This window comes from Streptomyces lomondensis (genome assembly GCF_014651035.1).
Lineage (GTDB): Bacteria > Actinomycetota > Actinomycetes > Streptomycetales > Streptomycetaceae > Streptomyces > Streptomyces lomondensis.
In genome coordinates this window covers 427977-449742 of sequence record NZ_BMWC01000003.1, presented here as the reverse complement: position 1 = coordinate 449742, position 21766 = coordinate 427977, and the positions used below count along the sequence as shown (strand labels likewise).

Below are 21766 nucleotides of genomic sequence, written 5' to 3'. Positions count from 1 at the left end.
CATCCGGCCATGGACGACAACATTCCGATCCGACCTGGTCAGAAGCGGTCACACGGAGACGGCGAGGGCCGGGGAGCCTCGCGCTCCCCGGCCCTCGCCGTCCGTCTGCCGTGCGTCCCGGGTCAGCCCGCCGGGAGCGTCTCGGGGTCCTCGGTGCCCTTGGCCGCCTCGCCCCGGCCGTCACGCACCGTGTCGGCCTGGGCCACGGCTGCCGCGTCCGAGACGGTCTTGATCGTGGCGTCGGCGAGGGCCTCCCCGACCGGACCGCCACCGACCGACCCGCCACCGGCCGGCCGGCCACCCGCCGGGGCGAGCGCCACCCCGCGCCACCACGGCTCGGACGGGACGGTCTCGGCCGTGGGCTCGAAGGGCTCGCCGGGGCGGGGCAGGGCGACGCGGGCGCCCACCGCGCGGGCGGCCGCGAGCGTCCCCTCGCCCGGATCGGCCCACGGATGCGTCGCCAGGTTGAACGTGGCCCAGTGGATCGGCAGCATCAGGCCGTGCTCCGGTCCGCCCTGGAGGTCGAGGTGGGCGCGCATGCCCTCGGTGGGGGTCATGTGGATGTCGGGCCAGAAGTCGGAGTACGCGCCGATCTGGATCATCGTGGCGTCGAACGGCCCGAGCGCGGCGCCGATCTCCTGGAAGCCGTCGAAGTAGCCGGTGTCGCCACTGTGGTAGATCCGGTGCTCGTCACCGGCGACGACCCAGGAGGCCCATAGGGTGTGCTGGGTGTTGCGCAGGCCCCGGCCGCAGAAGTGCCGGGCCGGGGTGGCGGTCAGGGTGAGGCCGCCGATCTTCGCCGCCTCGTGCCAGTCCAGTTCGCGCAGCCGGTCGGCGGACACGCCCCAGTGCTCCAGGTGGGCGCCGACGCCGAGCGGCACGGCGAACAGCGTGTCCGTGCCGGCCAGGGTCTTGATGGTGGGCATGTCCAGGTGGTCGTAGTGGTCGTGCGAGATGACCACCACGTCGACCGGGCCGAGCGCGGCCAGCGGCAGGGGCACCGGGTGCAGCCGCTTGGGCCCGGCGAAGGGGAACGGGGAGCAGCGCTCGCCCCACACCGGGTCGAAGAGCACGCGCCGGCCGTCGATCTCCGCGAGCACGCTGGAGTGCCCCATCCAGGTCAGGCGCAGCCCGGTGGCCGGCGGCCGGGTGATGTCGGCGAGGGTGGTGGCGTGCACCGGCACCGTGCCCTTCGGGGCGCGGCGGGGACGGGTCTCCTTGTCGAAGAAGACCTTCGCGAAGTCCAGGGCCGAGCCCGAGGGCCGGGTCCGCGCGGGGCCACCGGGGTTCTGGAAGACCCCGTCCTTGAAATGGGGAGATCTGCGGATGCGTGCCATGCGCTCGCCCCGTGGGTCGGCGCCGAACGCCCCGGGCCGCAACGCGCGGAGCCCGGAACTCGGGGAACGGAAACCGGCCACGGTACCTCCAGGTGGAGTCGGTCAGGCTTTCCATTATGGTCGGCCCCTCCGACAACACCGGTGCGCAGGGGCCCCACCTAGGACGGTACTGACCGATGATTCAGTAACCTGCGAAGGACTTCGCATGGCCGGCCCCCTGCTGTCCCTCACCTGGACCGACCACCTCACCGGCCGGCAGGGCTTCCTGGTCGTCGACCGGCTGGTGCGCGGTGTCACCGGCAGCGGTCTGCGGATGCGCCCCGGCTGCACCCTGGAGGAGGTCGCCGGCCTGGCCCGCGGCATGACCGCCAAGGAGGCCCTGCACTACGACCGCGAGGGCTGCTGGACGATGGGCGAGGACCTCGGGCTCACGCAGGACCTGGTGGACCGGGCCGCCGCCGAGGCGGGGCTGGTCTCCTCGATCCAGGCCGTGTACCCGCTGTTGGACGACGAGGCCGCGGCCCGGCGGCGGCTCGCCGACGCCTTCGCGGTCGAGGTCGACGGCATCGGCCCGGACGAGCTGGTCGGCGGCTGCGGTGTCGCCGAGGCGACCCTCAGCCGGGGTGCCGTACGCGGGCACCCGGGCCGCTCTCCAGGGGCTGGGCACCATGGGTGGGGCCACCGCGCGCTTTCTCACGCGCGCGGGGCTCACGGTCGTGGCCGTGGCCGACATCAAGGGCACCATCGCCAACCCGGCGGGCCTGGACGTCGAGGCGCTGCTCGCCACGCGGGACGCCCACGGCACCATGGACCGCTCGGCGCTGCGGCCGGGCGACCGCGAGCTGCCGGGCGAGGCCTGGCTGTCGGCCGACGCGGAGGTGCTGGTACCGGCGGCGGTGTCGTACGCGGTCGACGCCGGGAACCAGGAGCGGATCACCGCCCGCTGGGTCGTGGAGGCGGCCGACATGCCCGTACGGCCGAGGCGGAGCCGCTGCTGACCGCGCGCGGGGTGACCGTGCTGCCCGACGTCGTGGTCAACTCCGGCACGAACGCCTGGTGGTGGTGGACGCTGTTCGGGGACATCGGCGCGGACGCCGCGGAGGCGTTCGCGTACACGCGCCGCTCGATGCGGGCCCTGGTCGAGCGGGTGCCGGCCCGCGCGCAGGCCGACGGGACGACCCCGCGGGCCGCCGCCCACGCGATCGCGGCGGACCGGCAGGCGGTCATCGCGGAGCGGTACGGCTGGTACCGCTGAGGCAGCCGCCTGCCCCGTGCCTCCACCGGCCGGATCCGCATGCCGGGAGGCCGCATGCGCGTGGGTAGGGTGGCGGCGTGACGAGAGTCCGGTTGAGCGTGGCGGAACGGCGCGGGGAACTGCTGCGGGCCGCGATCGAGCAGATCGAGGCGCGGGGCGTGGCGGCGGTCAGGATCGCCGACGTGGCCTCGGCGCTCGGGGTGAGCAACGCGCTGGTGCTCTATCACTTCTCGACGAAGGAGCAGTTGGTCGCCGCCGCGTTCCGGCACGCGGCCGAAGTCGATCTCGCCCAGCTGCGCAAGCTGCTCGGCCGCCGTACGTCGGCGCTGCGCCGGCTGCGGTCGGCCGTACGGTGGTACGCCCCCACGGGCCAGGCCAAGGGCTGGCGGCTGTGGATCGAGGGCTGGGCGGCGGCGCTGCGCGAGCCCGCGCTGCGGGAGGTCGCCCAGGACCTCGACCGGCAGTGGAAGGCGGCCCTCGCCGAGGTCATCGCGGAGGGCGTGGCGGCGGGCGAGTTCCGCTGCCCGGACCCGCACGGCACGGCCCTGCGCCTAACCGCCCTCCTCGACGGCCTCGCCGTCCAGCTGACGTCCTACGCCGGTGCGGTGTCCCGAGCGCGGGCACAGCAGTGGACGGACGAGGCGCTGGCGCGCGAACTGGGCCTGGAGGGGCAGGCGCTGACGCCCTCGGGGCAGTAGGCCACCGCGGAGCGGGCCACGTCGGCATCCGCCGAGCCGGCCCTCCCCGCGGAGGTCCCTCTCACGCCACCGCAGCGATGCGCATCCTGATGTCGTCCGGCGACAGCGCCCCCTTGGCCGTCACATGGTCCCCGGAGGACTCCCCGCGCAGCCGGCGCCCGATCCACGGCACCAGGAACTCACGCGCCCAGTGGACGTCGTCGCGCCGGATGTCGAGGGTGCCGCGCGGCGGCAGCGGGGGCCACTCCTGCTCGGGGTCGGCCGGCACCTGGAGCCCGAGCACCTGGCCCGCGCGGAGCGCCACGCGCGTGTGCCCCTCGGGCGACAGGTGCAGCCGGTCGGCGTCCCAGGCCCTGCGGTCCTGCACACTGCGCAGGGACCACAGGTCGAGCACCGGGCAGCCGTACCGGTCGGCGATGGCCCGGACATGCCCGTTGTAGGTGGCGATCTTGCCGCGCAGGTGCTTGAGCACCGGCATGCCACGCGTGTCGAAACCGGTCGTCACCATCACCGTGCCGGCCACGGCGGTGAGCTGTACGACCGCTCGCTCGAAGCGCTCGGCCACCTCGTCCGGGTCGGTGCCGGGCCGGAGGATGTCGTTGCCCCCGGCACAGAACGAGATGAGGTCCGGGGCCATGTCGACGGCCCGCGGCACCTGGTCCGCCACGATCTGGTCGAGGAGCTTTCCGCGTACGGCGAGGTTGGTGTACTGGAAGTCGCCCTCGGGCCGGAGGTCGGCGAGCAGGACGGCGAACCGGTCGGCCCAGCCGACGAACGCCCCGTCGGGGCCGGGATCACCGACGCCCTCGGTGAAGCTGTCCCCCACCGCCACGTACGACCCGATCACTGCTCTGCTGTCGTTCTTCGAATCGTCTGCCACAGCCGTTCATGATTCACCCTCGAATGTGACCTACGCGACCGTAGGCAAGGGTTGACGGGCGGTGAGATAAGCCACTCCCAAAGTGTTCGCCAACTCCGGAATAGGCCGCTTGTCAGGGATGTTCCGGGGCAAGCCGCCAGACTCGGAAGTCCCTGATCCGGAAGTGGCTCCACACGGTCCGGAAGGCGAAGTGCCCGCTCGTGTACGGCTGCGGGTCGGTGTAGTCGAAGACGAGCCGCCCGTTGTTCCACCACCTGACCGTGGAGCCGTCGGAGACGATCCGGACCCGGTTCGGCTCGTTCGGGACGAGCAGCGGCTCGGTGTAGTCGTAGACCAGGGGGCGGACGCCGGGCTCGCCGACGTAACGGCGCAGCCGGGTCGTGGTGTTGTAGTTGGCGCCGTACCCGGCGTAGTACGTCGTGAGGTGGTCGTACTCGTCGAGGGCACCGCCGCGGGGCGTCGCGAAGAGGTCGTCCGGGGAGCGTACGTCGGTCGCGTTCCAGAAGTTGTTGAGGTCCGAGACCCGGTCGTTGACGCCGCCCTCGGAGACGGCGGTGGCCGTGTACGCGAGGAGGTACGGCCCTTCGAGCCGCTGCCGGTACCAGACGGTCGCGCCGCTCGGCACGTCGATCTCCAGGACTCCGCGAGAGGCGGTGACGGTGCCGCCGTCCTGGAGTTCGGTCGCCCAGCGGCGGAGGCCGTGGCGGAAGTCGTCGTGGGCGATGAGCCGGCGGTGACGGGGCGCGGTGTTCGCGGCCGCCGTCGGGGCGAGGGCCGCCAGCGCGGCTCCGGCGGCCAGGGCTCCGAACGTTCTGCGGGTGGTCGGCACGGGACACAGCTCCTTCAGAAAGCGCTTGCACTCACGACGGGATCACTGTGTCCCAACTGCCGTGCGCTGTCGATCCCTTGGGGACGGCCGGCGGACACACGCCGTAGGCCGGACCCGGGGATCGGGGTCCGGCCTACGGTTGCGTGTCAGGCAGGTGGTCGTGCGGTCGGTCAGCCGACGGAGACGCCGTGCGAGCGCAGGAAGGCGACCGGGTCGATGTCCGAGCCGTAGTCCGGCGAGGTGCGGATCTCGAAGTGCAGGTGCGGGCCGGTGACGTTGCCGGTCGCACCCGACAGGCCGATCTGCTGCCCGGCGCTCACGCTCTGGCCGGCCGAGACGGAGAGCTGGGACAGGTGGGCGTACTGGGCGTAGTGGCCGTCGCTGAGCTTGATGACGACCTGGTTGCCGTACGCGCCGCCCCAGCCGGCGGAGACGACCGTGCCCGCGCCGACGGCCTTGAGGGAGGTGCCGGTCGGGACGACGAAGTCGACGCCGGTGTGGTAGCCGCTGGACCACATGCTGCCGGACATGCGGTACGGGGTACCGACGGTGGCACCGTCCACCGGGGAGGTGTAGCCGCCGGCGTTGCTCTCGGCGGCCGGCTGGGCGGCGGCCGGCTTCGGCGCGGCCTCCGCCTTCGCGGACGACTCGGCGGAAGAGGACTTCTTCGTCGGCTTCTCGGCCGAGGCCTTCGGCGCGGACGGCGCCTTGGGCGCGCTCGTCGCCGCCTTCTCGCCGAGGGAGAGCTTCAGGCCGGGGTGGATCAGCGACGGGTCGTCGCCGACGGCGTCGCGGTTGTCCGAGTAGAGCTTCTTCCAGCCGCCGCTGACGTTCTGCTCGTCGGCGATCTTCGCCAGATAGTCGCCGGCCTTCACCGTGTAGGTGCGGGCTTCCGTGGCCTTTTCGGGGGCCTTCTTCTCAGCGGCCGGAGCGGACTGGACGGCCTTTTCCGGGGCCGACTGCGGGGTGGCGGCGTGGGCGCCGGCGGCCCCCATGAGGGGAAGGGCGAGAGCGGCCCCGCCGGTTCCGGCGACGGCGATGGACCGGGTGAAACGCTGGGTCTTCGGGCGGCGGTGCTTACCCTTCGCGGGCATGGCGAATTCCTCTCCGTCGCCTGCGAGGTGAGCTGTCGGGTGCGGGCTGGAGATGCCCGGCCGCGCCGAGGCGCGGCTTAACCCCAAGCCTGTTCCGGGAACCGGAACAGGCGTCGTACCTGTGGGTCCCCCGCTCCTGCCGTACGTCGGGTCAGTGTGTGCGGGCTCCGGGCGGCGGCAGGATTAGGCGTCCGTCCGGATTGGTGTGGAACGTAAGCGAGCAAGACGCAACGGGACAAGCTTGCGGTTGCCTGTGAGGGCGTTTTTCTTGACGCGCCGCCACATTTCCCGTCACCGAGCGTGGATTACCGATCTCCCACTTTCCTCAATCGCCCTGAATAACGCGAGAATTACGTGCACATGGCAACAACACATCGTCACGACTATGACGATGGTCACGCACCCCGACCACATCCCCTTTACGATCGGGGCACGTTATGGCGAAACGGCTTAAGCGACCTATTCGGACAGAAACGGCTACTTACGCTTAAGGCGGACGACGGTGGCGTCCAGGTCTCCCCGGAGACCGACCCGCAGCCCGTGGTGCAGGAGCACGGCACCCCGGTGAACTTCGCCCGTTTCGGGGCATTCGTACATAGCTGTCGGGTCGAGGCCGCGCAGGCGGAGCGCCGGCACGGGCTCGCCGTAGCGCTGCGCCTGGAGCCAGGCGAGGACGACGGTCTCGTCGCCGAGGACGTACTGCACCGCGCTCAGGCCGCCCTCCGGGGGCCGCAGCCGGTAGAGGTCGCCGCGCTGCACCACGGGCCGGATCTCCTTGTAGAGCCCCACCCACTCCCGCGCCTCCGCGAGTTCCTCCTCCGTCCACCGCGTGAGGTCGCCGCCGACCCCGAGCACCCCGGCCATGGCGCTGACGAACCGGAACCGCAGGGAGCTGGCCCGGTGGTTGAGCATGGCGTTCGGGCTGTCGGTGACCCAGGCGGCCATCACGCGCGCGGGGTGGATCTGGCTGAAGCCGTGCTGGATGGCGAGCCGGTCGAGCGGGTCGGTGTTGTCCGAGGTCCACACCTGGTCCGTACGGCTCAGCACCCCCAGGTCGATCCGGCCGCCGCCGCCCGAGCAGGACTCGAAGGCGACGCCCGGGTGGGCGGCCCGCAGCCGGTCCAGCAGGGCGTACAGGGCGTGCACGTGGTCGACCCAGAGCCGCTGGGGGTAGGGGTCGTCCGGCCAGCCCGCGTCGGTGAAGCAGCGGTTGAAGTCCCACTTGACGTAATCGATCGGGGCGCTGGACAGGAGCCCGTGGAGCTGCTCCCACAGGTACTCCTGGACGTCCTCCCGGGCGAGGTTGAGTACGAGCTGATTGCGGAACTCCGTCCGCTTTCGTCCCGGTTGGTACTGCACCCAGTCGGGGTGGGCGCGGTACAGGTCGCTGTCCGGGTTCACCATCTCGGGCTCGACCCAGATCCCGAACTGCATGCCGAGGCCGTGCACATGGTCGGCGAGCGGCCTGAGCCCGCCGGGGAAGCGGTCGGGGTTGGGGGTCCAGTCGCCGAGCCCGGCCCGGTCGCTGGTGCGCGCCCCGAACCAGCCGTCGTCGACCACGAACAGCTCGACGCCCATGGCGGCGGCCCGCTCGGCCAGCGCCCGCTGCTGCTCCTCAGAGATGTCGAACTCGGTGGCCTCCCAGGAGTTGAACAGCACCGGCCGGTCCTGATCGGCGTCCGGGATCACATAGGCCCGCTGGTAGGCGTGCCAGGCCCGGCTCGCCCCGCCGAAGCCGCCGTCGGTCCAGAGCCCGGCGAAGACGGGGGTCGTGTACGACTCCCCCGTGCCCAGCATCAGCAGGCCCGAGTCGTCGTAGCCGGCGCCGCCGGTGATCTGCACGCGCGCGTCCGGGAGTTGGGCCACGGCGATCCGCCAGGAGCCGGACCAGCCCAGGGCGCAGCCGTAGACCTCGCCGCGCTCCTCGGTCGCGTCGGTGTCGAGCGCGACCCACGGCAGGTGCTGGTGGGAGGTGTGGCCGCGGCGGCTGCCGATGACCTTCTCGCCGTGGGTGAGCGCGGAGCGCGTCAGCCGGGACTCGGCACCCCAGCGGCCGTGCAGCTGCGACAGCCGCCAGGTGTCGCGGTCGGGCAGGGTCCAGGTGGCGGAGTCGGCGCGCAGCACCTCGACGGCCGGGCCCCGGTTGTCCAGGGTCACCCAGCGCTCGACGACGTCCGACGAGGAACGCATCCGGTAGTGCAGCGTGACGGCCAGGTCGCCGTCGCGGAACCGGAGCCGCAGCTCGCCGTCCTCGGCGTCATGCCCCTCGTAGGCCCACTCGGTGCCGCGCCGCTCCGGGGTGCGCACGGACAGGGCGGGCCGGGCGAAACGGGGGCCGCCCTCGACCGGGTACTCCTCGCGCCCGTCGAGCGGGGACTCGAAGGGCCAGTAGTCCGGCAGCGGCCGGACGGCGAGGGCCTCGGCGTCGGCGAGGGCGATCCGGGGGCCCCAGTGGAGGTGCAGCAGCTCGTCCCGGTCGGTGACATGGACGGCGTAGCTGCTGGCCGGCCCGGAGAGGACCCACGTACGACCGTCTTCGGAGATGTCCAGCATCAAGGCCTCACAGATTCGAACAAGCCCGACCAGGGTCGACCAGGCGGCAACATCATCGAGGGCTGCGGGGCTTCCGGGCAACGCCTGTGGACAACTCATGGGCGCCCGCAGGCATGTCGTATCGTCGAGTGATGCCCGTCGACGAGCCGCGCCGGCGGCGCCGAAGGGGAGGAGCCCTCGTGACGCAGCAGGTCCCGTCGACCGAGCCCGAGCTGGCCGGAGTGCGCAACTTCCGCGATGTGGGCGGACTGCCGACCGTGGACGGACGACGGGTGCGGCAGGGGGTCCTGTTCCGCAGCGGCCACCTCGCGCACGCGACCGGGGAGGACGCCGCCTTCCTGACCGCCCTGGGCCTGCATACGATCTTCGACTTCCGCAACGAGGCCGACCAGAAGCTCGAAGGACCGGACGTCGAGCTGCCGGGCGTGCGCAATGTGAACCTGCCGCTGAGCGACCCGGCCGACGGCGCCGAGTTCTGGAAGATGGTCCGCGACGGCGACCTGGACCAGCTGCGCGCGATCCTCTCGGACGGCAAGGGCGCGGACCGCATGATCGCCTCCTACCGCATGATCATCAGCAACCGCACGGCCGAGCACTCCCAGGTGCTGCACGCGCTCGCCGAGGACAGCGTCCCCGCGCTGATGCACTGCGCGGCGGGCAAGGACCGCGCGGGCCTGTCCATCGCGGTGACGCTGCTCGCCCTGGGCGTCGAGCACGAGGCGATCGTCGAGGACTACCTGAAGTCGAACGCCCGGCACCGCCGCTACAAGGTGCACCGCAGCAGCTCCCACGCCTCGGCCTACTCCCCCGAGGTCATGGAGCTGCTCAGCCCCCTGTTCGACGCGCGCGCCGAGTACCTGGCGGCGGCTTTCGACACCATCGAGGAGACCTGGGGCGGCGTCGACGCCTACCTGGAGAAGGGCCTCGGACTCGCTCCGGAGACCCGGGAGCGCCTGCGCGAGCGGCTGCTCGACTGAGGGCGGGCTAGCGGGCCCCGGCCTCGAACAGGAAGTACACGAACGCGGCGAAGACGTGCCCCATCACGAGGTAGACGAACAGCCGCACCCACAGGGCGCGCGGGAACTTCTCCTCCATGTCGCTCATGGCGTCTCTCCAGGGGTGCGGCCCAGGCACAGGGCGGCCGTGGGGCTCTGCAGCAGGGTGTGGACGAAGAGCAGCTCGACGCCGTCGTGGTCCTCGGCGGCGATCCGGTGCGGGGTGAGCGAGTCGAAGTGGGCGCTGTCGCCGGGGGACAGCCGGTGCGCGGTGTCCCCGAGGCGCAGCCGCAGCCGGCCGCGCAGCACATGGAGCCATTCCTCGCCCGGGTGGACGCGCACGATGTCGCCCTGGGAGCCGTACGGGACGTGGACCCGCAAGGCCTGCATCCCGCGCCCGGAGGCACCGGCCTGCCAGTAGGTCCAGCCGCCCGCCGCGGTCGGTTCCATGTCGGCGGCGCGGACGACGGCGTCCCGGCCCGCGACCGTCTCACCGAGCAGCTCGGAGACGGTCGTACCGTAGACACGGGCGAGCGCGAGCAGCATCGGCAGCGAGGGCTGGCGCTGCCCGGTCTCCAGACGGGACAGATGGGCGGGCGACAGCCCGGCGGCGCGGGCCGCGGCCTCCAGCGTCAGGGAGGCCTGGCGCCGCAGCGCCCGCAGCTGCGGCGCGACGGCGGGCAGCGCACCGGCCGCCGGTTCAGCCGGCGAGTCGGCCCCGGAGGGCCGCTCGCTCTCGGAGGAGCTCATGCCTCCATTCAGCCGGAGCCTTGCCCCAGCGGCAAATTTCTTGCCTCTGAGGCAAAAACCTGGCTCAAGTGCTACCGGTTGGCCACCGCCTGCTTGACGAGCGTCTTCCCGAAGTCCCACACCAGACCGCCGTTGTGCGCGTCGTCCATCACGGCCGTGAAGGCGTCGACGAACCGGTCCACCTCCCGCTCGCCGATGATCAGCGGCGGGATCAGCTTGATCACCTCCATGTGGTCGCCGGAGACCTGGGTGAGGATCCGGTGCTTCTGGAGCAGCGGCACGACGACCATCTGCGCGAACAGTCCCTTGCGCGCTGCCTGGAGCATGGCCCAGCGGCTGCGCAGCTTCAGCGACTTCGGCCGGCCGAACTCGATGCCGATCATCAGGCCCCGGCCGCGGACCTCGGCGAGCATCTCGTACTTGTCCGTCAGCGCCGCGAGCCGGGACCGGAGCTGTTCGCCGGTGGCCCGGACGCCTGCGACGATCTGCTCGTTCTCCATCACCGACAGCACCGCCAGGCCCGCCGCCATGGCCTGCGCGTTCGATCCGAAGCTCGCCGAGTGGACCAGCACCCGGTCCATGGACGAGTAGACCTTCTTGAAGATCCAGTCCTTGCCGAGCGTGGCGCCGACCGGCACATAGCCGCCGGAGAGCGCCTTGGCCACGCACACCAGGTCGGGCTCCACACCGTCCTCGTGCTGGTAGGCGTAGAAGTCGCCGGTCCGGCCGAGGCCCGTCTGCACCTCGTCGGCGATGAGCAGCGCCTTGTGCCGGTGCAGCAGCTCCTGGGCGGCGCGCAGATAGCCGGGCGGGGCCTCCAGTACGCCCTTGCCCTGGATGGGCTCGACGATCAGGGCGGCGACGTCGCCCTTCCTCAGCTCCCGCTCCAGCGCGTCGAGATCGCCGAGGGGTACGGCCGTGTCGGGCAGCAGCGGGGCGAAGCCGTCGCGGAAGCCGGACTCGCCGTTCACGGAGAGGGAGCCGGTGGTCAGGCCGTGGAAGGCGTGCGCGCAGTACAGGATCCTGGGCCGGCCGGTGACGAACCGGGCGAACTTCAGCGCTCCCTCGACGGCCTCCGTGCCGCTGTTGCCGAAGAACACCCGGTCCAGGTGGGGGCTGTGCGCGAGCAGCTTCTCGGCCAGCAGGCCGGGCAGCGGCTGGCAGTCGAACCGGGTGAGGTCGGCGAGGCCCGCGTCGAGGACGTCGTGCAGCGCCTTGCGGATCACGGGGTGGTGGCGGCCCAGCCCCATCACCCCGAAGCCGGCGAGCATGTCCAGGTAGTCGTCGCCGTCCGCGTCGTAGAAGTAGGCGCCCTCGGCGCGCTCGTAGACCTTGTCGAAGCCGATGGTGTGCAGCATGCGCGGGAGCTGGTGGTTGAGGTACCGGGTGTGCAGCTCGTAGCGCTCGGCTCCGCGCTCGGCCAGCAGCTTGCCGAGGTCGAACTCCCCGGCCTGCGACGACTCCGACGCGGACTCGGCGGTTGTCATTCCTGTGGCTCCTTGGACAGCTCTTCCTTGACGGTCAGGCTCGCGCTGATCCGCCCGGCGATCTCGACGGGTGTCAGGCCGATGTCGGCGAGCACCTCCGCGCGCTTGGCGTGCGCGAGGAACTGCTCGGGGATGCCGAACCGCCGTACGGGCACGTCGACGTCGGCGTCGCCGAGGGCCAGCGCCACGGCCGAGCCGACCCCGGCCGCCCGGCTGTTGTCCTCGACGACGGCGACCAGGCGGTGTGCGGCGGCGAGCCCGGGCAGGGCCGGGTCGACGGGCTTGACCCAGCGGGGGTCGACGACCGTGCAGCCGATGCCGCGGGCTTCGAGCAGCTCGGCGGCCTGGAGGCAGACGGGCGCCATCACGCCCACGGCCACCAGGAGAACCTGCGGCTCCTCAGAACGGTGCAGGACGTCCAGTCCGCCCACCCGGTCGACCGCCGGGACCGCCGGGCCGACGGACTCCTTCGGGAAGCGCAGCAGCGTCGGCGCGTCGTCCACGGCGACCGCCTCGCGCAGCTGGGCCCGCAGCTGGTCGGCGTCGCGCGGCGCGGCGATCCTGAGGCCGGGGACGACCTGGAGGACGGACATGTCCCACATGCCGTTGTGGGACGCCCCGTCGACGCCGGTGACGCCGGCCCGGTCCAGGACGAAGGTCACCCCGCAGCGGTGCAGGGCCACGTCCATGAGGAGCTGGTCGATGGCGCGGTTGAGGAAGGTGGCGTAGACGGCGACGACCGGGTGCAGGCCGCCCGTCGCCAGGCCCGCCGCGGACACGGCCGCGTGCTGCTCGGCGATGCCGACGTCCCACACCCGGTCCGGGAACCGCTCGGCGAACCTGCCGAGGCCGACCGGATGCAGCATGGCGGCGGTTATCGCCACCACGTCCTCCCGCTCCTCCCCGATCCGCACGATCTCGTCGCCGAACACCGAGGTCCAGGAGGGGCCGCCGGCCGGCGACAGCGGCACGCAGGTCAGCGGGTCCATCACGCCGACGGTGTGGAAGTGGTCCTCCTCGTGGGCGAGGGCGGGTTCGTAGCCGCGGCCCTTCTCCGTGAGGCAGTGGACGAGGACCGGGCCGTGGAAGCGTTTCGCGCGCCGCAGCGCGGATTCCACGGCCCCGATGTCGTGCCCGTCGATCGGCCCGACGTACTTCAGGCCCAGGTCCTCGAAGAGGCCCTGCGGGGCGAACGCGTCCTTGAAGCCCTTCTTCGCGCCGTGCAGGGCCTCGTAGAGGGTGTTGCCGACCAGGGGCGTGGCCTGGAGCACCTCCTTGCCCCAGGCCAGGACCCGCTCGTAGCCGTCGGTGGTGCGCAGGGTCGCGAGGTGGTTGGCGAGGCCGCCGATGGTCGGGGCGTAGGAGCGTTCGTTGTCGTTGACGACGATGATCAGCGGGCGGTTCTTGGCGGCGGCGATGTTGTTCAGCGCCTCCCAGGCCATGCCGCCGGTCAGGGCGCCGTCGCCGATGACCGCGACGACATGGCCCTTCTCCCCCTGCACCTGGCGGGCCTTGGCGAGCCCGTCGGCCCAGCCGAGCGCCGTGGAGGCGTGGCTGTTCTCGATGACGTCGTGCTCGGACTCCTCGCGCGAGGGGTAGCCGGACAGGCCGCCCTTGCCGCGCAGCTTGGAGAAGTCCTGGCGGCCGGTCAGCAGCTTGTGGACGTAGCTCTGGTGGCCGGTGTCCCACAGGATGCGGTCGACCGGCGACTCGAAGACCCGGTGCAGGGCGACGGTGAGCTCCACCACCCCCAGGTTCGGCCCCAGGTGACCTCCGGTCCTGGCGACCGCGTGCACCAGGAACTCCCTGATCTCGTCGGACAGTTCGCCGAGTTCCGCCTCGGACAGCGCCTTCAGGTCGCGTGGTCCCCGGATGGTCTCCAGAATCGTCACGATCGGGCCCCCTTCGGTTCCGTGCTCTTCAGCTCACGGTGACGGCCGGCTCCCCCGACCCCACGCCGTCCTGCTCCATCTGTTCGGCGAGCTTCATCGCCTCTTCGATCAGCGTCTCGACGATCTTCGACTCGGGGACGGTCTTGATGACCTCGCCCTTGACGAAGATCTGCCCCTTGCCGTTGCCGGAGGCCACCCCCAGATCGGCCTCCCGCGCCTCGCCGGGTCCGTTGACCACACACCCCATGACGGCGACCCGCAACGGCACTTCCATGCCCTCGAGTCCGGCCGTGACCTCGTCCGCGAGCTTGTAGACATCCACCTGGGCGCGTCCGCAGGAGGGGCAGGAGACGATCTCCAGTCGGCGCTGCCGGAGCCCCAGCGACTCCAGGATCTGGATGCCGACCTTGACCTCCTCGGCCGGCGGCGCGGACAGCGACACCCGGATCGTGTCGCCGATGCCCCGCGAGAGCAGCGCGCCGAAGGCGACGGCCGACTTGATCGTGCCCTGGAACGCCGGCCCGGCCTCCGTGACTCCCAGGTGCAGCGGGTAGTCGCACTGCTCGGCGAGCTGCCGGTACGCCTCGATCATCACGACCGGGTCGTTGTGCTTGACGGAGATCTTGATGTCCCGGAAGTCGTGCTCCTCGAACAGGGACGCCTCCCACAGCGCGCTCTCCACGAGCGCCTCCGGGGTCGCCTTGCCGTACTTCTGGAGCAGCCGCCGGTCCAGCGACCCGGCGTTGACACCGATCCGGATCGGGGTGCCGTGGTCCTTGGCGGCCTGCGCGATCTCCTTGACCCGGTCGTCGAACTGCTTGATGTTGCCGGGGTTGACGCGGACGGCGGCGCAGCCCGCCTCGATGGCCGCGAACACGTACTTCGGCTGGAAGTGGATGTCCGCGATCACCGGGATCTGCGACTTGCGCGCGATGGTCGCGAGCGCGTCGGCGTCGTCCTGCGTGGGGCAGGCGACCCGGACGATCTGGCAGCCGGACGCGGTGAGTTCGGCGATCTGCTGCAAGGTGGCGCCGATGTCCGACGTACGGGTCGTCGTCATCGACTGCACCGACACCGGGGCGCCGCCCCCGACCGGCACCGGACCGACCTGGATCCGGCGCGAGGCGCGCCGCTCCGCGATCGGCCGGACCGGCACCTCGGGGACGCCCAGCGGGATGGCGGTCATGGCGTCACTCCCGGTTTCCGGAGACCGTCTCGCGCATGGCGCGCAGGGACTCCTTCAGCGATCCCATGGTGGCGAGGACGGCGGTGGGCTCGTAGCCGCAGTGCGCCATGCAGTTGGCGCAGCGCGGGTCCTTGCCGCGGCCGTACTTGTCCCAGTCGGTCTCCTCGACCAGCTCCCGGTACGTCGGCACGTACCCGTCGCTCATCAGGTAGCAGGGGCGCTGCCAGCCGAAGAGCGAGTAGTTCGGGATCGCCCAGGCGGTGCACGGGAAGTCGACCTTGCCCTCCAGGAAGTCCAGGAAGAGCGGGGAGTGGTTGAGCCGCCAGCGCCGCCGGTTGCCGCCGGCGAAGGCCTTCTTGAACAGCTCGCGGGTCTGCTCCACGCCGAGGAAGTGCTCCTGGTCGGGGGCCTTCTCGTAGGCGTAGGCGGGCGAGATCATCATCTCGTCGACCTGGAGGTCGTCGTTGAGGAAGTTCAGCACCTCGATGATGGTCTGCGGGGTGTCGGTGTTGAAGAAGGTCGAGTTGGTGGTGACCCGGAAGCCGCGCCGCTTGGCCTCCTTGATGGCCTCCACGGCCTCGTCGAACACGCCCTCCTTGGCCACCGACTCGTCGTGCCGCTCGCGCAGCCCGTCGATGTGCACCGCGAAGGCGAAGTAGGGGGAGGGCTTGAACTGGTCCATCTTCTTGCGCAGCAGCATGGCGTTGGTGCACAGGAAGACGTACTTCCGCTTGGCCACCAGCTGCCGCACGATCTCGTCGATCTGCGGATGCATCAGCGGTTCGCCACCGGCGATGGACACCATCGGGGCACCTGACTCCATGACCGCCCCCACGGCCTGGGCGACGGGCATCCGCTGTTTGAGCACCCCGGCCGGATGCTGGATCTTGCCGCACCCCTCGCACTTGAGGTTGCAGGCGAAGAGCGGCTCCAACTCGACGATCAGCGGAAACTTGTCGCGCCGGCGGAGCTTCTGTTCAGCCAAGTATGTAGCGACCTTGATGGACTGTCGGAGCGGCATGGCCATCTGGCTCACCTCCTGGGGAGCAGCAAGGAACGGTGCCATTCGAAGAAAGCGGGAAGGACGGAGCGAAGGACACGGAAAGCTGATATTCCACCGCGCACCGTGCCGATCCGGACGAGTTCATGTTCAGGAGCGTCCACGACCACCCGGACGGCCGCAACCGGGCGCTCGCCCGCGCGCACGGCGCTCAGGAGCGTGGCCGCCGACTCCATGTCGACCGCGATTGCGCCGGTCGCGAGCAGCTCGGACCGTTCGTGCCCGCGCACGACGTGGTCCGAGCCGGTGAGCGGCCCGGTGTGCACCGTCCGCCCGGGCACGGCCCGGACCAGCTCCTTGACCAGCAGGTCGGTCCCGACGCAGGCGGTCGTGGCACGCGGGTCGCGGGTCTCCTCGGCGACGACCAGGTCCCCCGGGTGCATGCCCGGCGCGAGCCCCGCGCAGAAGCCGGTGGCCAGCACGGCGGCGTCGCACAGGGCCGGGTCGGCGAGCACGCGCGTGACCGACCGCTCGGCCGCCGCAGGACCCATGCCCGTGCGCAGCACGGTGACCGGCCCGTCGGCGCCGCCCCGGCCGCCCGCGCGCAGGGCGAGTTGCTCGATGCCGAGCGCACAGGCGATCAGCAGCGGGGCCGGGGCGGGCTGTGCGCTCATCAACTCCCCTTGGCCTCGGCGAGCGGCTTCCCGGCCTCACCGCTCCCCCGGAGCTTCGCGGCGAAGGGCTCTCCGTGCAGATACCGGCCGAGCGCCGTGAGCGGGAACACCTGCCGGTAGAGGTGGTAGTTGATCGAGAAGTCCCACGGGAAGCCGGTCCCCGTGAAGTACGGCTCGTCCCAGGAGCCGTCCTCCCGCTGAGTCGCGGCGAGCCACTCGACGCCGCGTTCGACGGCCTTGGAGTCCCGCTCGCCCGCCGCAAGCAGGGCCATCAGCGCCCACGCCGTCTGCGACGCGGTCGAGGCGCCCCTGCCGCTCCACTCCTCGACGTCCTGGTAGGAGCGCAGGTCCTCGCCCCAGCCGCCGTCGTCGTTCTGCACCGACTCCAGCCAGGCCACCGCCCGCCGGATCGCCGGGTGCGCGGCGGGGATGCCCGCGGCGACCAGGGCGGGGACGACGGACCCGGTGCCGTAGACGTAGTTGACGCCCCAGCGACCGAACCACGAGCCGTCCGGCTCCTGCTCGGCGAGCAGCCACTCGATGCCGCGCCGGGTGCGCGGGTCGTGGGCGAGGCCCTCCACCGCGAGCATCTCGACGACGTGCGCGGTGACGTCGGCGGAGGGCGGGTCGATGACCTCGCCGAAGTCGCAGAACGGCAGCCGGTTCGGGAAGGGGCTGGTGTTGTCGACGTCGAAGGCGGCCCAGGCGCCGTTCTTCGACTGCATGCCGAGCGTCCAGCGCAGGGCGCGCCCGACGGCCTTGTCCACCCGCTCCGGGTCGTGGTGCGTGATCCGGCGCAGCGCGAGGATCACCTCGGCGGTGTCGTCGATGTCGGGGTAGTTGTCGTTGTGGAACTCGAACGCCCAGCCCCCGGGCGGCAGTTCCGGCCGCCGCACCGACCAGTCACCGGGCCGGACGATCTCCTCGCCCAGCATCCAGTCGGCCGCCTTCACCAACTGCGGGTGGTCGGCGGGCAGTCCGGCGTCCACGAGCGCGATCGCGGCCAGGCAGGTGTCCCACACGGGCGACTGGCACGCCTCGATCATTCGGGCCCCGTCCTCGCGCCACACGGCGAACCGGTCCAGGGAGGCCAGCCCCTCGCGCATCACGGGGTGCTGGAGGTCGTAGCCCAGCAGGTGCAGGGCGATGATCGAGTACACGGCGGGGGGCTGGATGCCGCCCCAGCAGCCGTCGTTCTCCTGCCGTTCGATGATCCAGCGGGCGGCGCTGTTCATGGCGGCCCTGCGGAGTCTGCGCGGGGTGACCTTGCGCAGGGCGTGCAGGCCCTTGTCCATCCGCTGGAAGGCCCCGTCCCACCTGAACGGCGGGGCAAGGGGCTTGGGCGGGTTCGGCCGGTCCGGGTCGGTGTGCAGCTCGTCGAGCGGGAAGGGCGCGGGGCGTACCGGCCGCTTGGCGGAGACGATCGTCAGCGGGACGATGGTCTGCCGGGCCCAGCAGCCGAAGTCATAGATGTTGAGCGGCACCCACTTGGGGAAGAAGATGAGCTCCGGCGGGAGTTCGGGCAGGTCCTCCCACTTCCACCAGCCGAACAGGGCCAGCCAGATCCGGGTGAACACGCGGGCCGCGGCGATGCCGCCCCGCGCGCGGATCCAGGCGGAGGCCTTGGCCATGTGCGGGGCGTCGGGCGCGTCGCCGGCCAGGCGGAGGGCGACGTAGGCCTCGATGGTGGCGGAGAGTTCGCCGGGGCCGCCGTAGAAGGTGCCCCAGGTGCCGTCCTCGCGCTGCTCGCCGCGGATGAAGAGCGCGGCGGCCTGGGTGGTCCTCTCGTCGCGGATGCCCAGGAACTGACGGAGCAGCAGGTCCTCGGCGTCCATCGTGACGTTGGTCTCGAGATCGCCCTTCCACCAGCCCTGGGCGTCCTGGTGGGAGAGCAGGAAGTCGGTGGCGCGCTGTGCGGCGCGGGCGGCGGCTTGCGGTACTCCGGCCGCCGCGGGCATGTCGGTGTCGCTGGCCGCGGCGGCGCGGGACGGCAGGGCCCCGGTGCTTCCGTCGGTCGTCGCTGTCATGGCTTCCCCTTCGTGCAGTGGTGCAAGGCGTGCAGCTGCTGTGGGTCCGCCGTCGGCCGGTGTCACGAGAAGACCCGCGGCACCGGCCGGCGACTACGCGAGGGCTATTCGACCGATAGTGATCATCTCTTTCGTACGACGACGAAGTCCGCGAGTGCCGTGAACTGCGCCCGCACCCGGTCGGGCATGTCGACGGCGTCGAGGGCCTCGATGGCGATGGTGTGCTGACGGCGCGCCTCGTCGGCGGTCCACTCGCGGCCGCCCGCCTGCTCGATGAGGGCGGCGCGGGCCGCGAACTCCTCCTCGGAGAAGTTCTCGAAGTCGCTGCTCTTGGCGTCGTCGGCGAGGAGCTCGCCGAGCCGCTCGGAGGCGGGGCCGCCCGCCGCGAGCGCGGCCACGACCGGCAGCGACTTCTTGCGCTGGCGCAGGTCGCTCCAGGTCTGCTTGCCGGTGGACTCCGGGTCGCCCCAGATGCCGAGCAGGTCGTCGACGGCCTGGAAGGCGAGGCCGAGGTGGTAGCCGTACTTCTCCAGCGTGTCGGCGGTGCGGTCGTCGGCGCCGCCGAGGACCGCGCCGATGGAGCTGGCGCAGGCGAGCAGGGCGCCGGTCTTGTTGCCCTCCATCTCCAGGCACTCCTCGACGCTGACGCGGTCGCGGTGCTCGTAGGAGATGTCCTGGGCCTGGCCGTCGATCAGGGCGCGGGTGGCGGTGGTCAGGCGGCGGGCGGCACGGCCGGCCTCGACGGTGCCGAGTTCGAGGAGCACCTCGCCCGCGAGGGCGAACAGGGCGTCGCCGACCAGGATGGCCTGGGCGGGGCCGTGCACCTTCCAGACCGTGTCGCGGTGGCGGCGCTGTTCGTCGCCGTCCATGAGGTCGTCGTGGAGGAGGGAGAAGTTGTGGACGAGTTCCACGGCGACGGCGCCGGGGATCCCGGTCTCGGGGGCGGCTGACATGACCTCGGCGGACAGCACCGCGAGGGCGGGGCGCACGGCCTTGCCGCCGTCCCCCTCGGCGGGCCTGCCCTGGGCGTCGATCCATCCGAAGTGGTAGGCGGCAACAGTGTCCATGGGAGGTGCCAGGCGGTCGATGGCCGCCCGCAGTACCGGTGTGGCCAGGGTCCGGCCGCGCTCCAGCAGCGCGGTCACGTCCACCGCCTCGGCAGTCTTCGAGGCCGGGGGCACAGTGGGCACAGTCTCTCCTCTTGTTGCGGTACCGGGGGTGCGGGGGCCGTCTGCCGCGCCGCGCCGAGCGGGCATCACGCCGCCTCCTCGAACTCGAAGAGGTGGCGAGGGCGGGGCCGGCCCAGGGCGCCCAGCACGGCGTCCGCCGCGCTCACACCGCTGCGGACCGCACTCTCCATGGTCGCGGGCCACCCGGTGGCGGTCCACGCTCCGGCCAGGTAGAGGCCGGATGCCTTGGTGCGGGCGCCGGGCCTGAGGCGGCCGACGCCGGGGGTGGGAGCGAACGTCGCGGTGCGCTCCCGGGTGACGAAGAAGTCCTTCACTTCGGCGCCGCGGGCCGGCGGCAGCAGCCGCTCCAGCTCCGGCAGGTACCGCTCGCGCAGCGCCGCCACGGGCTCGTCGATCTCGTCCTGGGCCGCCGACTGCGACACGGCGAGGTACTGCCCCGCGCGCAGCCCGGAGGCCTCGGTCCGGTCGAAGACCCACTGCACGGGGCTGCCGAGGGCGGTGAAGAACGGCCGGGCGAGCACCTTCCGGTCGTACACCACATGGACGTTGAGGATCGGCGCGGTGCCGATCTGCAGGAGGCGTTCCGGCGCGTCGAGGGCGCCCTCGGGCAGCAGTTCGTGCGCCTCGCGCTGCGGTACGGCGAGCACCACCGCGTCCGCTTCCAGCGTCTCGCCGGGAACCTCGACCCTCCACCGTCCGTTCACATCGTGGGAGACGGCGGTGACGCGTGTACGGACCTCGGTGCGGACGCCCGCGGAGTCGAGCGCCTTGCGGGCCAGCCGGTCGTGCAGTTCGCCCAGCGGCACACGCGCCCAGCCGATGTCGGCCGCGCCCGGGTCGGACAGCAGACCGGTCTTGAACACCATCGCGGCGAGCCCCAGGGAGGCGTCGGAGGCGACCGCGTTGAGGGTGGCGACCCCGACCAGGTCCCACAGGGCCTCGACGGCGCGCGCCGACTGGCCGTGCGCGGCCAGCCAGCTGCCGAAGTCCTGCGTGTCCAGGGCCGGGTCGGCGAGGTCGAGCCCCTTGAGCGCGAGCGCGGCCCGGCCCACCTTGGCGCGGTCGGCGAGCGACAGGTGCGGGTAGGTGGCGAGGCTGCGGCCCAGATGCAGGGGCACGGGCAGCGCGTCCCGCCGCAGCCTGCCGAGCCGGCGCCCCTCGGGCCGCGCGACGTCCAGGACGGGTACGTCGAGCCGGTCCTGAAGCGGGGCCAGCTCCGCGCCCTCGATGCGGTCGAGGAACCAGCGGTAGGCGGTACAGCAGCGCAGGTACACGTGCTGTCCGTTGTCGATGGTGAGCTCGCCGCGCTGGAAGGAGAAGGCCAGGCCGCCCAGTCTCGGCCGGCCCTCCAGCAGGGTGACGCGCACTCCGGCGTCGGCGAGCGCGAGCGCGGTGGTGATACCGGCGAGCCCGCCGCCCACCACGACGGCGTGCCGTCCGTCCGCGACCGGCCCGTGGGACCGCGTGCCGTGGGTCATCACGCACCCTCCCCTGCGCGGCGGCCGTACTCCTCGAACGCCGCACGACCGACCGTCTCCGTCAGGGACGCGAGCCCACGCCGGAGGGTTGCCCGCCGCTTGTCTCCGACGGCGTGGCCGGAAGGGGCGTCGTGACCGCGCCCGGCCGCCGAGGCCACGGGGGCGAGACCACCCGGCCCGACGCCGACGACAGCGACGCGCCTGCGCCGGCGGGCGGGGCAGAGCGCCGGTTCGACCTCATGGCGGGCCTGCGGAACGCCGTGACCGTGCTCGGCTGAGAGGGTCACGCAGTCGGAAGCCCCCTGCCCGACGCCTCGGACCGCGGTGTGCCCCCGCCGGCGGACCGCGGACTGCACCGGCTCGGCCTCATGGCGCGCCTGCGGAACGCCGTGGCCCCGCTCGGCTGAGGGGATCACCCAGTCGGAAACACCCTGCCCGACA

General features: G+C 72.1%; 19 protein-coding genes, 1 pseudogene and 1 riboswitch. Of the genes and pseudogenes, 4 read left to right on the top strand and 16 right to left on the bottom strand.

Features of this window, described 5'->3' with window-relative positions; all coding sequences use genetic code 11:
• Nucleotides 1–122 precede the first annotated feature (122 nt).
• On the bottom strand, nucleotides 123–1418 hold the full coding sequence (locus IE255_RS13460; RefSeq protein ID WP_190050461.1) for an MBL fold metallo-hydrolase: 1296 nt from the start codon (nucleotides 1416–1418) through the stop codon (nucleotides 123–125).
• A gap of 124 nt (nucleotides 1419–1542) precedes the next feature.
• Here IE255_RS13460 and IE255_RS13455 point away from each other — a divergent pair.
• Nucleotides 1543–2592, top strand: a pseudogene (locus IE255_RS13455) (Rossmann-fold NAD(P)-binding domain-containing protein).
• 77 nt (nucleotides 2593–2669) lie between these two features.
• Nucleotides 2670–3290: a TetR/AcrR family transcriptional regulator gene (locus IE255_RS13450; protein WP_190050460.1), complete on the top strand. Its 621-nt coding sequence runs from the start codon at nucleotides 2670–2672 to the stop codon at nucleotides 3288–3290.
• A 61-nt stretch (nucleotides 3291–3351) separates the two neighbouring features.
• Here IE255_RS13450 and IE255_RS13445 read toward each other — a convergent pair whose 3' ends face one another.
• The 4 genes from IE255_RS13445 to IE255_RS13430 all read right to left on the bottom strand — a co-directional run bounded on the left by IE255_RS13445 (nucleotide 3352) and on the right by IE255_RS13430 (nucleotide 8646).
• The gene (locus tag IE255_RS13445) at nucleotides 3352–4137 is read right to left on the bottom strand and encodes an SGNH/GDSL hydrolase family protein (RefSeq protein ID WP_190050757.1); all 786 of its coding nucleotides are present in this window, start codon (nucleotides 4135–4137) and stop codon (nucleotides 3352–3354) included.
• A 145-nt stretch (nucleotides 4138–4282) separates the two neighbouring features.
• Nucleotides 4283–4999, bottom strand: a complete 717-nt coding sequence (locus IE255_RS13440; protein WP_190050459.1) for a DUF6250 domain-containing protein — start codon at nucleotides 4997–4999, stop codon at nucleotides 4283–4285.
• 170 nt (nucleotides 5000–5169) lie between these two features.
• Entirely contained in the window at nucleotides 5170–6093 is a 924-nt protein-coding gene (locus IE255_RS13435) for a M23 family metallopeptidase (protein ID WP_190050458.1), read from the bottom strand.
• Nucleotides 6094–6097: 4 nt separating this feature from the next.
• A riboswitch (cyclic di-AMP (ydaO/yuaA leader) is annotated at nucleotides 6098–6253 on the bottom strand.
• Between the two features lie 317 nt (nucleotides 6254–6570).
• Nucleotides 6571–8646 carry an alpha-galactosidase gene (locus tag IE255_RS13430; protein WP_190050457.1) on the bottom strand — a complete coding sequence of 692 codons (2076 nt, stop codon included), beginning with the start codon at nucleotides 8644–8646 and terminating at the stop codon, nucleotides 6571–6573.
• Between the two features lie 179 nt (nucleotides 8647–8825).
• Here IE255_RS13430 and IE255_RS13425 point away from each other — a divergent pair, with 179 nt between their 5' ends.
• Nucleotides 8826–9623 (top strand): tyrosine-protein phosphatase, encoded by a 798-nt coding sequence (locus IE255_RS13425; protein ID WP_190050456.1) that lies wholly within the window; start codon nucleotides 8826–8828, stop codon nucleotides 9621–9623.
• 7 nt (nucleotides 9624–9630) lie between these two features.
• Here IE255_RS13425 and IE255_RS13420 read toward each other — a convergent pair whose 3' ends face one another.
• The 11 genes from IE255_RS13420 to IE255_RS40350 form a co-directional block, all read right to left on the bottom strand.
• On the bottom strand, nucleotides 9631–9750 hold the full coding sequence (locus IE255_RS13420; protein ID WP_190050455.1) for a DUF6126 family protein: 120 nt from the start codon (nucleotides 9748–9750) through the stop codon (nucleotides 9631–9633).
• On the bottom strand, nucleotides 9747–10391 hold the full coding sequence (locus IE255_RS13415; RefSeq protein WP_190050454.1) for a helix-turn-helix domain-containing protein: 645 nt from the start codon (nucleotides 10389–10391) through the stop codon (nucleotides 9747–9749). Before IE255_RS13415 ends, IE255_RS13420 begins: the two co-directional genes overlap by 4 nt.
• A gap of 71 nt (nucleotides 10392–10462) precedes the next feature.
• Entirely contained in the window at nucleotides 10463–11878 is a 1416-nt protein-coding gene (locus IE255_RS13410; protein WP_190050453.1) for an aspartate aminotransferase family protein, read from the bottom strand.
• Nucleotides 11875–13770, bottom strand: a complete 1896-nt coding sequence (dxs, locus tag IE255_RS13405) for a 1-deoxy-D-xylulose-5-phosphate synthase (RefSeq protein WP_190050452.1) — start codon at nucleotides 13768–13770, stop codon at nucleotides 11875–11877. The genes IE255_RS13410 and dxs overlap by 4 nt, the downstream gene beginning before the upstream one ends.
• Before the next feature lie 28 nt (nucleotides 13771–13798).
• Complete coding sequence (gene ispG / locus IE255_RS13400) at nucleotides 13799–14956, bottom strand: flavodoxin-dependent (E)-4-hydroxy-3-methylbut-2-enyl-diphosphate synthase (protein WP_190050451.1); 1158 nt, start codon at nucleotides 14954–14956, stop codon at nucleotides 13799–13801.
• 4 nt (nucleotides 14957–14960) lie between these two features.
• A complete protein-coding gene (gene hpnH, locus IE255_RS13395; protein WP_190050450.1) occupies nucleotides 14961–15983 on the bottom strand; it encodes an adenosyl-hopene transferase HpnH in 1023 nt (340 codons plus the stop codon).
• A 5-nt stretch (nucleotides 15984–15988) separates the two neighbouring features.
• A complete protein-coding gene (locus IE255_RS13390; RefSeq protein ID WP_190050449.1) occupies nucleotides 15989–16630 on the bottom strand; it encodes a phosphorylase family protein in 642 nt (213 codons plus the stop codon).
• Entirely contained in the window at nucleotides 16630–18657 is a 2028-nt protein-coding gene (shc, locus tag IE255_RS13385; protein WP_190050448.1) for a squalene--hopene cyclase, read from the bottom strand. Before shc ends, IE255_RS13390 begins: the two co-directional genes overlap by 1 nt.
• Before the next feature lie 122 nt (nucleotides 18658–18779).
• Nucleotides 18780–19847: a polyprenyl synthetase family protein gene (locus tag IE255_RS13380; RefSeq protein WP_229906384.1), complete on the bottom strand. Its 1068-nt coding sequence runs from the start codon at nucleotides 19845–19847 to the stop codon at nucleotides 18780–18782.
• 65 nt (nucleotides 19848–19912) lie between these two features.
• Nucleotides 19913–21325, bottom strand: a complete 1413-nt coding sequence (gene hpnE, locus IE255_RS13375; RefSeq protein ID WP_190050446.1) for a hydroxysqualene dehydroxylase HpnE — start codon at nucleotides 21323–21325, stop codon at nucleotides 19913–19915.
• Nucleotides 21325–21483: a DUF6380 family protein gene (locus IE255_RS40350; RefSeq protein ID WP_372487581.1), complete on the bottom strand. Its 159-nt coding sequence runs from the start codon at nucleotides 21481–21483 to the stop codon at nucleotides 21325–21327. Before IE255_RS40350 ends, hpnE begins: the two co-directional genes overlap by 1 nt.
• Here IE255_RS40350 and IE255_RS13370 point away from each other — a divergent pair.
• Complete coding sequence (locus IE255_RS13370) at nucleotides 21457–21603, top strand: hypothetical protein (RefSeq protein ID WP_190050445.1); 147 nt, start codon at nucleotides 21457–21459, stop codon at nucleotides 21601–21603. The genes IE255_RS40350 and IE255_RS13370 overlap by 27 nt on opposite strands.
• Nucleotides 21604–21766: the final 163 nt, after the last annotated feature.

Coding starts and splice junctions, on each gene's coding strand:
- IE255_RS13390 (WP_190050449.1), bottom strand. CDS start 16,630: ATGAGCGCACAGCCCGCCCCGGCCCCGCTGCTGATCGCCTGTGCGCTC.
- ispG (WP_190050451.1), bottom strand. CDS start 14,956: ATGACCGCCATCCCGCTGGGCGTCCCCGAGGTGCCGGTCCGGCCGATC.
- IE255_RS13415 (WP_190050454.1), bottom strand. CDS start 10,391: ATGAGCTCCTCCGAGAGCGAGCGGCCCTCCGGGGCCGACTCGCCGGCT.
- IE255_RS13420 (WP_190050455.1), bottom strand. CDS start 9,750: ATGAGCGACATGGAGGAGAAGTTCCCGCGCGCCCTGTGGGTGCGGCTG.
- hpnE (WP_190050446.1), bottom strand. CDS start 21,325: ATGACCCACGGCACGCGGTCCCACGGGCCGGTCGCGGACGGACGGCAC.
- IE255_RS13435 (WP_190050458.1), bottom strand. CDS start 6,093: ATGCCCGCGAAGGGTAAGCACCGCCGCCCGAAGACCCAGCGTTTCACC.
- IE255_RS13430 (WP_190050457.1), bottom strand. CDS start 8,646: ATGCTGGACATCTCCGAAGACGGTCGTACGTGGGTCCTCTCCGGGCCG.
- shc (WP_190050448.1), bottom strand. CDS start 18,657: ATGACAGCGACGACCGACGGAAGCACCGGGGCCCTGCCGTCCCGCGCC.
- IE255_RS13410 (WP_190050453.1), bottom strand. CDS start 11,878: ATGACAACCGCCGAGTCCGCGTCGGAGTCGTCGCAGGCCGGGGAGTTC.
- hpnH (WP_190050450.1), bottom strand. CDS start 15,983: ATGGCCATGCCGCTCCGACAGTCCATCAAGGTCGCTACATACTTGGCT.